Source organism: Candidatus Izemoplasma sp., from assembly GCF_982632705.1.
The window spans coordinates 1-14094 of record NZ_CEXEES010000040.1 but is presented as its reverse complement, the minus strand read 5'-3'; the positions used below and the strand labels follow the sequence as shown (position 1 = coordinate 14094).

At 30.7% G+C, this 14094-nt stretch carries 10 protein-coding genes and 1 pseudogene; 7 read left to right on the top strand and 4 right to left on the bottom strand.

Annotation, left to right across the window (positions count from 1 at the left end):
• The coding region (rlmN, locus tag AC2LE6_RS06260) for a dual-specificity RNA methyltransferase RlmN (protein ID WP_484478404.1) at positions 1 to 1014 on the bottom strand (1014 nt) is incomplete at its 3' end.
• Positions 1015 to 1331: 317 nt separating this feature from the next.
• Between rlmN and AC2LE6_RS06255 the strand changes: the two genes are divergently transcribed.
• Together AC2LE6_RS06255 and AC2LE6_RS06250 are read left to right on the top strand one after the other, a co-directional pair.
• The gene (locus tag AC2LE6_RS06255) at positions 1332 to 2645 is read left to right on the top strand and encodes a DEAD/DEAH box helicase (RefSeq protein WP_484478403.1); all 1314 of its coding nucleotides are present in this window, start codon (positions 1332 to 1334) and stop codon (positions 2643 to 2645) included.
• A 143-nt stretch (positions 2646 to 2788) separates the two neighbouring features.
• Entirely contained in the window at positions 2789 to 4915 is a 2127-nt protein-coding gene (locus tag AC2LE6_RS06250) for a diguanylate cyclase domain-containing protein (protein WP_484478402.1), read from the top strand.
• Between the two features lie 99 nt (positions 4916 to 5014).
• Here the strand turns inward: AC2LE6_RS06250 and AC2LE6_RS06245 are convergent, their stop codons facing one another.
• Together AC2LE6_RS06245 and AC2LE6_RS06240 are read right to left on the bottom strand one after the other, a co-directional pair.
• The gene (locus tag AC2LE6_RS06245) at positions 5015 to 5557 is read right to left on the bottom strand and encodes a TetR/AcrR family transcriptional regulator (protein WP_484478401.1); all 543 of its coding nucleotides are present in this window, start codon (positions 5555 to 5557) and stop codon (positions 5015 to 5017) included.
• Between the two features lie 8 nt (positions 5558 to 5565).
• On the bottom strand, positions 5566 to 6876 hold the full coding sequence (locus tag AC2LE6_RS06240) for an alpha/beta fold hydrolase (protein ID WP_484478400.1): 1311 nt from the start codon (positions 6874 to 6876) through the stop codon (positions 5566 to 5568).
• A gap of 178 nt (positions 6877 to 7054) precedes the next feature.
• Here AC2LE6_RS06240 and AC2LE6_RS06235 point away from each other — a divergent pair, with 178 nt between their 5' ends.
• The 3 genes from AC2LE6_RS06235 to AC2LE6_RS06225 all read left to right on the top strand — a co-directional run bounded on the left by AC2LE6_RS06235 (position 7055) and on the right by AC2LE6_RS06225 (position 11980).
• On the top strand, positions 7055 to 9226 hold the full coding sequence (locus tag AC2LE6_RS06235; protein ID WP_484478399.1) for a hypothetical protein: 2172 nt from the start codon (positions 7055 to 7057) through the stop codon (positions 9224 to 9226).
• A 72-nt stretch (positions 9227 to 9298) separates the two neighbouring features.
• The gene (locus AC2LE6_RS06230; protein ID WP_484478398.1) at positions 9299 to 10468 is read left to right on the top strand and encodes a hypothetical protein; all 1170 of its coding nucleotides are present in this window, start codon (positions 9299 to 9301) and stop codon (positions 10466 to 10468) included.
• A gap of 204 nt (positions 10469 to 10672) precedes the next feature.
• A complete protein-coding gene (locus AC2LE6_RS06225; protein ID WP_484478397.1) occupies positions 10673 to 11980 on the top strand; it encodes a DEAD/DEAH box helicase in 1308 nt (435 codons plus the stop codon).
• A 34-nt stretch (positions 11981 to 12014) separates the two neighbouring features.
• Here AC2LE6_RS06225 and AC2LE6_RS06220 read toward each other — a convergent pair whose 3' ends face one another.
• Positions 12015 to 13175, bottom strand: coding sequence for an L-lactate MFS transporter (locus tag AC2LE6_RS06220; RefSeq protein ID WP_484478396.1), 1161 nt, complete (start codon positions 13173 to 13175; stop codon positions 12015 to 12017).
• A gap of 250 nt (positions 13176 to 13425) precedes the next feature.
• Here AC2LE6_RS06220 and AC2LE6_RS06215 point away from each other — a divergent pair, with 250 nt between their 5' ends.
• Together AC2LE6_RS06215 and AC2LE6_RS06210 are read left to right on the top strand one after the other, a co-directional pair.
• The gene (locus tag AC2LE6_RS06215) at positions 13426 to 13866 is read left to right on the top strand and encodes a hypothetical protein (protein ID WP_484478395.1); all 441 of its coding nucleotides are present in this window, start codon (positions 13426 to 13428) and stop codon (positions 13864 to 13866) included.
• A 19-nt stretch (positions 13867 to 13885) separates the two neighbouring features.
• A pseudogene (locus tag AC2LE6_RS06210) lies at positions 13886 to 14094 on the top strand (GNAT family N-acetyltransferase); the annotation flags it as partial.

Genomic DNA, 14094 nt, shown 5'->3' with positions numbered 1-14094 from the left:
TTTTTTACTTCTTAGTTGTCCACATGCAGCATCAATATCACTACCTTGTTCTTTACGAAGAGTTGCATTGATTCCTCTTTTAATAAGTTGATTATGGAATGCCGTTGCACGGCTTTCTTTAGACCCTTTATAATAAAATTCTGTAACAGTATTATAACGTATCAAGTTCACATGACAATTGATTCCTCTTAGTAAATTACTTAACTCGTCCGCATGTGCTACTTCATCATTTACATTTTCTAAAAGAATATATTCAAATGTAATACGTCTATTTGTTTGTTTGACATAATACTTCGCAGCATCAATGACTTCTTCAATATCATATGCTTTATTAATCTTCATTATACGAGAACGTATTTTATTATTTGAAGCATGTAAACTTATTGCTAAGTTTACTTGTTTGTCTCTTTCTGCGAACTCTCTTATTTGTGGAACGATACCACTTGTTGATATTGTGATGTGTCTAGCGCCTATTGCTAGTCCACCAGGATGATTCACAATATCGATAAATCTCATTGTTTTAAAGTAATTATCAAATGGTTCTCCAATCCCCATAACAACAATATGAGATACGCGTTCTTTTGTTAGTTTCTCTATTTCAAGAATCTGAAGAACGATTTCTTCAGGTTCTAAATCTCTCTTTTTTGTTAGTAACCCACTTGCACAGAAACTACAACCTATATTACAACCTAGTTGTGTTGTAACACATACACTGTTTCCGTAGTTGTGACGCATTAGAACTGTTTCAATTAGGTTTCCATCAGATAACTTAAATAAGAACTTCTCAGTTCCATCACTTGATATTTGTCTTGTGTCTACTTCAAGTCTACCTAAAGTATAATAAGTCTCTAAATAAGCTCTTAGATTTTTAGAGATGTTAGTCATCTCTTCAAAGCTATTCACTTTCTTTTTATATAGCCAATCATATACTTGTTTGGCATTATATTTCTTGAATCCTTTTGCCACAAAACGTAGCTCTAAGTTTTCTAGAGTATACTGTAAAATTTCATTCATATTATCAACAACCTTTATATCTTCTACATTGATACTATATCAAAGATAGAGTGAAATGGAAGGAGTTATGCAATATAAGATGTCTTAAAATGTATTATGAACCTTTATTCTAAATAGCAAAAAGGATATCGTTTTATATAATAAGTAAAGATATTTATCAAAAAAGGTTATAATAACATATGTAAAAGAATCAATATAAGAATGCATTATGATAAAAGCATCACATGTGTTATGCTTTATAAGGCAAATCAAAAAATGCAATTAGGTAGTTGAATATTATTCATGTAACTATCTTTATATAAAGGAGTACGAATATTATGGAATTTAAAGATTTGAAAATAATAGAGCCAATATTAATGGCACTTAAAATTAAAGAGTATAGTGAAGTGACACCAATACAAGAAGAGGCTATCCCGTTATTATTAGGTAACAAGGATATTCTTGGGAGTGCACATACAGGAACGGGTAAAACAGCTGCGTTTGCGATCCCGATATTACAAAAGATATTCTTAGAAAAACAAGAGCAAAAATCAACTGAAAAGAAAATAAAAGCTCTAGTCTTAGCACCAACAAGAGAATTGGCATTGCAAATATATGATAACTTTATTGAATATAGTAAATTCATTAACGTAAATGCGACTGTCGTTTACGGTGGAATTAAACATTCAAGACAAACTAGAGATTTACAACGTGGTGTAGATATCTTAGTAGCTACTCCTGGTAGACTTCTTGATTTAATAAAACAAAGAAAACTAACATTAAAAGATGTAGATTATTTGGTTTTAGATGAAGCAGACAGAATGTTGGATATGGGATTCATTATAGATGTTAAAAAAATAGTATCTATGGTTAAAAAAGATAGGCAAACAATGTTCTTCTCAGCAACAATGCCTAAAACAATAATGAATTTCGCAAACGAGATTTTAAGAGATCCTGTGAGAATTGAAGTGTCTCCAGTAGAAGCGACAATTGATTTAATCAAGCAAACAGTTTATTACGTTTCTAATAAATCAAAAATCAAACTATTGATTAAATTATTGAAACAAGAGGAATTTAAATCAGTCTTAATCTTCTCAAGAACAAAACGTGGCGCAGATGATATTGTTCAAGATTTAAACTTAACTGATATCAAAGCATCCGCAATTCATGGAGACAAAGCACAAGGTGATAGACAAAAAGTATTAAAAGCATTTAAAAAGAAAGAAACTAGAATATTAGTCGCAACAGATATAGCAGCTAGAGGTATTGATGTACATGAGGTATCTCATGTAATCAATTATGATTTACCTGAACAACCTGAAACATATATTCACCGTATAGGTAGAACAGGTAGAGCAGGACATGGCGGAGTAACAATCGCATTTTGTTCACCAAATCAATTCAATTTGTTCCAACAGATTGAGAAACATTTAAATATGAAAATACCGATGTCTAAAGATAATAAATTATCATTAGATCCATCAAAAATTGTTGTAGCACCTCCAAGAAAGAAAAGGAACAGCTCAGACAAAAAACCAAATAGTAATAATAGAAATAATCATGGTCCAAGGAATAAATCTGGAAAAAATAAATCTGATTCAAAAAGTTTTTCTAGAAATGGGGATCGTCAAAGAAATAGAAGAAGTAAATAGTGTTACTCAAAATAAAGTAAAGAGAAGTCTGTATAAATATAGACTTCTTTTTTATTAGTTAAGTAAAAAATAGGAATATGGTATAATAAAACAAAGTCTATTAAGATACATTGACATCTTTACTAGAAACAGGAGAAATATATATGAGCAAAATTATAGAATCTAACGTATCAACTTATGATTATATTGAGTCGCTAATTGCTAAGGCGACTAGGACAGAACAACGAAACACTGAGGAAACTCTAGTTATTGCTAAAGAAGCTCTTGAATTAGCAAAAGCCAATAATTTTCCTGGTCTAATTGCGAAATGTTATATCCGTATTGGAAGATGTCATTGGATTAATAGTGATTTTGATGAAGCCATTAATTTACTAAGAGAAGCGGTTGAAATCAGTATTGAAGTAGGAGATATGTATACAAAAGCAGACGCTTTGGGTGGTCTTGGTCTTGTGTTTTCAACAATGGAAATAATGGATCAAGGAGTAGCACACTACAATAGTGCTTTGGCCATAGCAGAAGAATATGGTTATACTGATATGGTGACTAGAATATTCAATAATTTAGGAACAATACATGAAGACTTACTTGATTATAGTGTAGCCATTGATTATTTTAGGAAAAGTATGGAGAATTCTTTAAAACTTGAGGATCCATTTCCTGTTGCTGCTATCAATATAAATATGGCTAATGTATATTTGAGTTTAGGTAAGATGGATGATGCAATAACTAGTATCACTTTGGCAAAAGAATATGCAGAAGGTGAGAATGTTTCCTTTTTACTAGGTCATGTATATCATTCTTTAGGATTGATATATCAAAAGAAGAAAGAATACGATAAAGCTATAGATTATTTACTAAAAGGAGTTGAAGAAGCGATTATAAGTAGTGATTTGGTTATTTTGTATAAAATCTATATCGAATTAGGAAATTCGTATGATTCTATTGATAAGTTTGAAGAAGCTAAAGATTACTATTATAAAGCCTATGAAAGTACCTTAGAAATTGGTATGGATGAATTAATGCCACGTGTGTATGAAAAATTAGCTCTATTTTATGAGTCTCACAGTTTAGATAGTGAGACTATTAGATATTATAAAGAATTTTATAAGGCTAGTAAAAGCGCTGAAGAGAATAGAAGATTAGAACGTATCAAGAGTATTGGGTTTCAATCTAGTTTATCTGTTTCCTTAAAAGAAACAAAAGAGTATAAGGAGTTATCAGATAAATTACAGAAAAGTTATAAGAGTTTGAATGTACTAAGTAAAATAGGACAGTCAATGACTGCGACGCTTAAATTAGATGATATTCTAGAACAACTATATGATAATGTTAATTTACTAATGAACATCAATGGTCTTTATGTTGGTCTTTTAGATAAAGAAGAGAACGTATTAAGGTTTGACTTTAATATTGAATCTGGAAAACAACTTGATAGTTTCACACTATCATTGGATAATGAAAAAAGTATGTTAGTTTGGGGGTTTTTACATAACCAAACTATTAAAATAAATGATGCTGAAGAAGAATATCAAAAGTACATAAAAGGATTAGCCTCTACAAGAGGAGAATTAATGTATTCCGCAATGTATTCTCCATTGATGGTTGAAGGAGAAGTTATTGGAATGTTCAGTATTCAGGCAAAAGAGAAGAATGCTTTTACTGAATCACATAAAGATTTACTTCAAACATTATCAGCCTATCTAGCAATAGCAATTAAAAATGCGAAACAATCAATTCGCGTTGCTAAACTGAATAAACAACTTAAATCAAAATCGGAACATGATGGTTTAACTGGGATTCCAAATAGACGATTATTTGATGAGGTATATGATAAACTATGGATTGAATCAATACATCATAAAAGTGAACTTTCTGTACTAATATTAGATATAGATAATTTTAAATACTTTAATGATACGTTTGGCCATTTAGTAGGAGATGAAGTAATCAAATCCGTTGCTAAATTATTAAACGATCAGAAAAGAAGTGATCATGACTTTGTAGCTAGATATGGTGGAGATGAGTTTATAGCTATTTTGCCAATTTGTAGTAAAGAAGAAGCGAAAAAGTTTGCTGATTCCTTGAGTAAAAACATAAGAACAATTAGTAATACTCTTGATATTGATGTAGATGTAACTTTATCAATCGGAATTGCTACAACAATTCCTAAAGAAATTACAGCTAAAAAAACTTTGATATACACCGCAGATAATCAATTGTATCTAAGTAAGGCAAACGGAAAGAATCAAGCATCAGCTACTGAATTATAGCTGTAGCTAATAAAAAAGATGTAATTGTCGGTTGTATTGTAGAATAAAAAAATTAAAAAGGAACACTATTAAAGTGTTCCTTTTTTCTATGTATGCTTTTTACAATTTTACAGCTTCTCTATATCCAAGGATAAGTGTTTCAGTAAACTTGTGAAGTGTTGTTATACAAAAATGTTCATAATTATCAAAGTGTTGTCTTTTGTTAAGCTGTCTTTCTACAATACCTGTTATATAAACCGATATATCAAAATGAATACTACTGCATGTTTGTTCATCAAAGTTTTTTAGTTTGTCTTCAGCCTGCATCAAAGAAATTGTATCAGAATATAATAGTTCAACATCTACTGAAGATGGATTGTAGTCACGCATATCTCTGTAGAATTCTGGACTTTTTATACCATGTCTAAGAACTTCATTGTTTCTATTAAAGTATCCATCAACTGAGATTAATTCACGAACTACTTTGTTGTAAATCTCCTCAATCAACATTTCTTTTGAATCGAAGGTAGAGTATATTGGCATCACACTACATCCAATGCTTTTGGCCAACTCTCTCATCGTTAATCTTGTAAATCCGACGTTGCGCGCTAGTATAATAGCTTTTTCAAGTATTAAATCTTTTGAATAATGCTTTTTCTTCATAGAATATCCTACCTCTCATATAAAGGGTTTTTATCATCTTTGTAGCATTCAAGTTTATTGACATCCCCGTTAAGGAAATTAGTTATTGAATCATGTGTATCTTTTTTATTGACAGACCATGCGATATGTCCTGATTCAGGAATATAGACAAGGAAGTGATTCTTGAATACTTCTTTATAGTACTTTGTATCTGTCCAAGGTACATAATCATACGCACTTCTTAAGACAAGCACTGGAATGGTACTTGTAGATAGTTTATCAATCATATCTACACTTATTTTATCATAGTTATTATGCATTAGTACATTCACAACCACATTTATACCCCCACTTGTAATAGTGGGTACTAAATGTTTATATTTCTTATGATATGCCCTACCTATAGCTTCAGGTATCATTCTAGTAGCATATTCAGTGATTTCCTTTTGAGTAATTATTTGATCTACAATGACTTCTCCACCTAACTTACACATAAGTACCGAGAAAGCGAATCGAATCATCTCTGTGAAAGAGGGTTTAAAGATATCCTCTTTACTACTAGCAAATTCTATCTCTGATTTTTCAAAATCTTTCGTGTTCTTTATATCTTGTTTAAGGGTGCTTGATTTTAAACCAGCTGGCCCAGCATATATGATTGATGATACATTCTCTTCATAATTTGCTGCATAATATGAGCATATTCTTGCTCCAAATGATTGTCCTACAAGAATCATTTTAGATGCCTTGATAGATACTCTAATATATTCCAAATCTTTGATAAAACGATCCATAGAGTATTCCTGTATTCCAAGATAATCTGAAAATCCACCACCTGGTTGGTCGTAAAGATATACGTCATAGCCCTGATTAGTAAATGATTCAAAATATTCACGATCAATATTTCTTACATGAGCTCCTGGTCCACCATGGACGTAAATGATAGGATCCTCTTTTTTTGTACCTTTTCCTTCATAAAACCAATATGCAATCTTAGAACCAGTTTCCAAATTCCAGTAATAAGTATCCTTTGGTTTAACCTGTTCAATGATTGGTCCTGGCAATGTTTTAAACAGTGTCTTGTTCAATATAAAACTGAAAATTATTATGTATAAAACAATTGAAGGATACAACATCCTAATGCTATCTTCATGAAGAATAGCATTTTGTAGAAGCGTACCTACGTAAAGCATTAACAATGTGGGTGTAATAAATGATAAAACCATTAGTAGATTTAATCTTTTTATAAATCTACTTAGAATAATAAAACTTAAACTAAAAAGTACTGATAGAATTACTAAATATGCAATTCCAGAAATAGCAAAAAATAATAAATATGACATAATATCGACTCCTTTTCAATCATAATATAACACATGTTATTTAATAGTAACATAGCACAAACCAAGTACTGTTATATTATAAGTTTTGAACATAGTTCAGCCATTATTAAACTGAATAGTGCCTTTTTAGACTCAATATGTTAAAATAGTTACATGTGTAAAAGTAGAGGTGGAGTTTATGGAAAATAATAAGGATAGATTTAGTGATTACGTAGAGACATTTAAAACTCATATAGAAGAGTCAAGAAGTGAGTTTATAAATGCAGAATTAGAGAGTGAAAAAATTCTTCAATCTAAAATCGCAAAGAACATTGATTTTAGAGAAAAGATTGAAGAACGTCTTACATTACGTAATGAAAAACATGAAAGTGTTGTTTTAAAATCAAGTGAAGCATTTGATGTTAAATTAGAGAAAAGTATAGAGTCTCATGACACAAAAACAGCTCTTATAGATACAAGTAAGAGTAAAAACTTGCTATCAATTGAATCTAGTCTAGAAAAAGAAAAAAGCAGTCTAGAAAAAACTGTTTCTGTGCTAGAAAGTAATTTCAGTAAAGATGAAAAGAAGAGTCTTAAAGAGATTGAAAAATCAGCAATAAAAGCAGAAGCTTATGTTGTTGAAGCTTTGGTGAAAAAAACAGAAAAAGATTCTCAGCAAAGAATCAAAAATGTGAATTCAAAACTAAATCAATCATTACACATTGATCCATATGATAATGACCAGGTTAAGCCGATTATTGGATTACTTAAGAAAAATCATGCTGCATTAGAAACCTTGATAACTGAATATGAATCTAGAGTCCTTAAACTTGAACAAAGAGTTCAAAAAGAAGACTTAGTACATAGTTCAAAATTGACAGATGTAAGGCAATACGCTTTAATAAGTGAATTAAAATCTAAGTTAGATTTTGATAAAAGAATTGCCAATTTAGAATACAATATAGTAAATGAAAAACTTAAAACAGATGAACGTAAAACCAACTTAGAACACAAAATGAATATAGAGAAAGAGGAGCTTCGTTTCTATGAAGATATTCAATCAATCAAAAGAGATAGATTATTTCAGTTAGAAAAAGAACGAGTTACTCTAGAAACAAGTATTCAAAAAAATAGAGCAGAGAATGTAAAAAACAATTTTGCATTATCAAACAAAGAACATAAGAATCTTCATATTTATGAGAAAGCATTATACTCAACAGTTTCAGCAAAAGAAAATTTAAACTATAAACTTTCACTAGAAGAAATAGATAACAGATCAAAACAATTGATAGAACGTATAAAACTATCAATCAATGAACTGAAAACTAGTTTTGAGTTCATTTCCAGCAAAGTAAGCAGTAATTTAAAGACTGAACTTATTATGCCTACAGAACAAATTAAATTGATTGAGGCAAAGTATAAAACAGATTCAAACGAGCTCACAAAATCGTATAATTCAACTATAAAAGGATTAAACGTAAAACTAGTCGTACTAGATCCTAGTTTTGATAACGAAAAAATCAAAGAAATCAAGTTATTGATTGAAGACGTTGATAAGAGATATGAAACGGATACAAATGATCTTAAAAATGACCTAGATAACATATTATTGGCATATAACAGCAAAATTGATTTTGCCAATAACAGAGCTGAAAAAATCATTAGTGAAGCACGTATATTATTCGACGCGCAGTCAGAGTTATATAACAAAGAAATTGAAATGATTAAAACAAGTGCCGATAATGAAAAGAAAAACGCTAAAACATTGCTAGATTCTATTCAATCAATAAATAATACTAGTCTAGACTTTGCAAAGGAAATTAACGAATTAGCAACAAATCAAAACGATGATTCTCTAAAACTTTTGGTTGATCTTTCACTGTCAAATACAGCGAAAGCTAATACACAAAAAGAGAGAAGAGATCAGAGAAACCTTGAACGTTTTGAAATTAGAGTTCGTGCAAAAAGTAATTGGCTTAAAGAAAATGAAGCGGTATACAATAAAGATGTTCAAGATTTAGAGAATAAATTAGACAATTATACTAAAATGATCAACAAGAAACTAGAATCTGAAAAAAGAGATTTTGAGAAACTGTTCAAGAAAATTAATGATCAACTAAATAAAGATGTAAATAAAATTGTAAAAGAGCACAAAAAAATCAAAGCGTCATATGCTAAAGCACTTAAAGACGCAGAACATAAGTTTAATGGAGATATTAAGGTAATCCAAAGTGAAAAAACTGGAATGCTGAATCAACTAAATGAAATAGCCGTTGAGTTTAGTATTGAAATTCATGAAGACGACTACAATATATTCATTCAAAAACCAAAGAAAAAGAAAATAGAAGTTGAAGTGGAAACTATAGAGTAAACAAAAAAAGACCTAGTGATAGGTCTTTTTGTTTAACCAATGAAATGATATAATATCTATGGGAGTGATTACATGAAAATCAATATATTACCGATTGTTTCATCGCTACATGATGGGGATACAATCAACGAAGAAACAAAAGCATTATTATCAAAGATAGAATCTCAAAGTGAATTCACATTCAATGTATCAAACATTGAGAACTTATATGATACACCGTTATCATTAATATTAGTCCAAAGCGGAGGAAGTGAAGGTCGGTTCTTAGAAATAGAGAAAGACTTGAAACCACCATTTTATTTACTAACATATGGTAGTAATAATTCACTAGCTGCATCTATGGAAATACTATCTTACTTAAAAGCTAAAAACGAGGAATCAGGAATCTTACATGGTTCTCCTTCATTTATTACTAATAGCATAAACGAAATCTTACATAGTGAAGTAATTCCAACTACCAAACTAGGAGTTGTCGGGAAACCAAGTGATTGGTTAATCGCATCAAATGTTGACTACGACAAAGTGAAATCAATGTATAATATCGACTTGGTTGATGTAGATTTACAAGAGTTGATTGATACATACAACAACATCACACTTGGTGAGTATAAAAGCGATCTATTATTAGATTTCGATCTAAATGAAGTAAATGACGCTAAAAAATTAAGTAAAGCTCTTGAAATCTTAAAAGAAAAATACAAGTTACAAGGATTAACTTTACGATGTTTTGATCTTCTAAGCACAGTGAAAACAACTGGTTGTTTAGGGTTATCTTTATTAAACTCAGAAGGCTCTATTGGTACTTGTGAAGGTGATATTCCTTCTATGCTGTCAATGCACATACTAAAAGAAGTAACAGGTAAACCAGGATTTCAAGCAAACCCATCAAGAATTGATTCAGAAAAAAATGAAATGATATTTGCGCATTGTACATTACCACTTGATATGACAGATTCTTATGAAGTTATGACGCATTACGAATCAGGAATCGGAGTTGCTTTTAGAGGAAAACTAGAAGAACAAGACATCACTATGTTTAAACTTAGTAACAATTTAAAAGACTACTATGTTTCTGAAGGGACTATAATTGAGAATTTAGATGAATGCAATCTATGTAGAACTCAAGTAAAGATTCAAATGGAAGACACAAAGTACTTCTTATCAAATCCATATGGTAATCATCATATAATTGTGTATGGAAGACATAAAGAAAAACTACAAAAATATATGGAAAATCTTTAATAGTTTAAATAAAAAGCCCAAACGGGCTTTTTTTGTATCAAATACTCCAATCATAACGTTTACATATTGTTTTTATACGTTCTAAGTGAAATCGTAATGGAATATGACGAAACTGTGTTATGATTGATTAGGATAAAAAGACACGTATTTTCAAAGCTAAGTTTATTTGATTGTATGTATGTTAAAAAAGGAGCAATCAAATTTATGACATTTAAAGAACTAAATATTATCGAACCAATATTAAAAGCATTAGAAGCAAAAGAATACTTTATACCAACACCAATCCAAGAAGAATCAATTCCGGTATTATTAAAAGGAAGAGATATCCTTGGTAGTGCACAAACAGGTACCGGGAAAACAGCAGCATTTGCGATTCCTATTCTACAAAACCTGCATAAAGAAAACCAAACCCAAAAACAAGGAAAAAGAGTTATCAAATCTTTAGTACTTGCACCAACAAGAGAACTGGCACTTCAAATACATGATAATTTCAAAGAGTATGGTAAAAACCTAAATATGAGAACTACTGTAATCTATGGTGGAGTTCCACAATCAAAACAAGTAAAAGCATTAAACAGTGGTATTGACATATTAGTAGCTACTCCTGGTAGATTACTAGATTTAATCCAACAACGAAAACTTACACTATCAGAAGTAACATACTTAGTATTAGATGAAGCAGATAGAATGTTAGACATGGGATTTGTTAGAGATGTTAAGAAAATAGTAGCAATGGTTAAAAAAGAAAGACAAACAATGTTCTTCTCAGCAACAATGCCACACGCTATTGTAAGTTTATCGAATGAAATGCTTAAAAACCCTGAAAGAGTAATGATTACTCCAGAAGAAGAAATGGTTGATAAGATTAAACAATCAGTTTATGGAGTTAGTAAAAAAAGAAAGATCGATTTATTAATCGAACTACTTAAAAATAGAGATTTAAAATCAGTACTTGTATTCTCAAGAACCAAACATGGTGCAAACAACATCGTAAAACTACTAGAACAAGCTCATATTCGTTCTGTTGCTATACACGGTAATAAATCACAATCGGCAAGACAAAAAGCTCTTACAGCCTTTAAAACTAAAAAAGTAAGAGTGTTAATCGCAACAGATATCGCAGCAAGAGGAATTGATGTAGATGAGTTATCTCATGTCATCAATTACGATTTACCTGAAGTACCTGAAACCTATATTCATCGTATCGGTAGAACCGGACGCGCAGGACTTGGTGGAGTGGCAATATCTTTTTGCTCACAAGATCAATATGACTTACTGAAAGATATTCAAAAACATATCCAAATGAATATTCCTTTGATGACAGATTCAGTGTACTCAGTAGAATTAAAAGATTTACCAAAACAATCGAAATCAAAGGAACAAACAAATAACAGATCATCAAATAAAAACAGAAGTAATAAATCATATTCTCGTAAACGTACAAGAAATGGTAAAGTAGTACCAAAAGGTTTTTCAAAACACGATAGTAGAAATAATTCAAAAAAAAGATAAAGAAAAAGGCTAACTGAGTTAGCCTTTTTTTTATTTATGCAGTTTTACGTTCTTTGATTGTGAACGCAATAAGTAAACCAATTACTCCAGCGATTGCTGAGATGATAAATGTATTTGTGTATGAACCAGCAATAGACTTAATGAATATTCCTGATAACGCAGCTAATCCGTATGCTTGGTACACAATTCCATAGTTTGAACCATAGCGATATGAACCAAATTGTTGATTTGTAAATGTAGGGAATAGTGATAAGAAACCACCATATCCTACAGCAATCCCTATGATTGCCATATAGAAGATTGGAGTTACTGTGCTGAAGAAACTAATAAGTAGTAACGAAGTTATTGTTACTCCAAAAATAACTTTCAGCATCCTAAGTGTACCGAATTTATCTGATAAATATCCCGACATTAATCGACTACCAGCATTTGATAATGCAAGAACAGTAACTAAACCAGCGGCAGCAGCAGCTGTCATTTTATTGTCTAGACCGATATTTTTTGCTGCTCCTAACGTTAATAATCCAGGAATAACAGCTAACCAATACATAATCCATATTTTTTTGAATTTTGATGTCTTGATCATTTCTTTTGATGTAAAGTCTAATTCAGTCTTAACGATGTCATTTTTAGTATATCCTTCAGGCAATGAAACCAATAAAGACGCTAATAGGATAATTACTAAAGATATAATCCCTAAATACATAAATGCACTAGATATAGTACCAGCATCTAACAATGCTTGTATTACTTCTTTGAAGACAATACTTCCTCCACCAAATACAGCAACACCTAAACCAGTAATTGTTCCTTTGTTTTTAGGGAACCATTTGATTAGTGTTGATAGTGGACAAACATAAACAAATCCTACCCCAGCACCCATTATTACACCGTATGTAATGATTAACATAACTGGTGATGTTACAAATGATGATAGGATTAATCCTCCACCGTATAGTAATGCACCAATAAATAATGTTATTTTTGGTCCTCTTTTGTCGATCAATTTTCCTGAGAAAATTGTACTAAATGCAAATACAAATTGTGCAATCGAATATGTTAGTAATACTTGATTATCACTCCACCCGTGCTCATGAACAATAGCAGCACTGAAAATACTCCATGCATACAATCCTGCGATTGTAAGTTGTGCAGTTAATGCACCAAATAATACTAAATACTTGTTTGTTTTCATTAAATTCTCCTCGTAATGCTTTCTAAGTATATTTTTCTTTAATTCTTCTAAAGTTATAGAAATAATATACCACGAATACACTATAAAACTTCTATTCTTTGTGCTTAAATGAATTCATTATAATTAAAACCTCTGGATAGTCTAACTAAAAGGGTTTAGTAACAATTAGGGAGAAAAATCTTAACTCATACTTCTATTAAGTATAACTAGTGATATAATGTAATGAGATGAGGATGTAGGAGGATTCAATATGTACATAAATTCAAAACTAAGAAACGGAATAATTATTATAGGGTTAACATTAATGATTTTATTAGGGATAGTCGCTATAATTGATGCCATGCAGTATGTCTCATACAACAAAAGTATAAAAAATGAAGAGGTGACAGAGACCGTAGCACATGTTACCGATTATAACTTTACCCTTTACGAAAAGATTGGTAGAGATTCAGATTATTTTGAGTGTTCAGAAACAATTACATACGAGGTAGATGGAATTGAATATACAGATGAAGATAATGAGTGTTTATCAAGAAATGATAGGACTTACGTAACAATTTATTACTACAATGATAATCCAGATCGATATTTTTATTATGACCAAGTATTACCGAAAGTCTTTTTATCATTTATTTGGCCCATAATTGGAGCTGGGATATTTGTGTTTGGAAAGAAATCGGAAGGAATATAGAAAGTATAAGGAGGTAACAATGATTGAATATAAGTTAGGATATAATAAAGTAAACTGGGATCAAATGATGGAGTTATATCGCCAGGTAGATGGTGTAATAGGACTTGCGAATGCTGGTGAAATAGATATAATTAAAGATTCATTCAAAAACAGCTATAAAATCGTAACTGCTTGGGATGGTGATCTACTTGTAGGTGCAGGAAGAATGATTTCTGATGGTTATTGTTA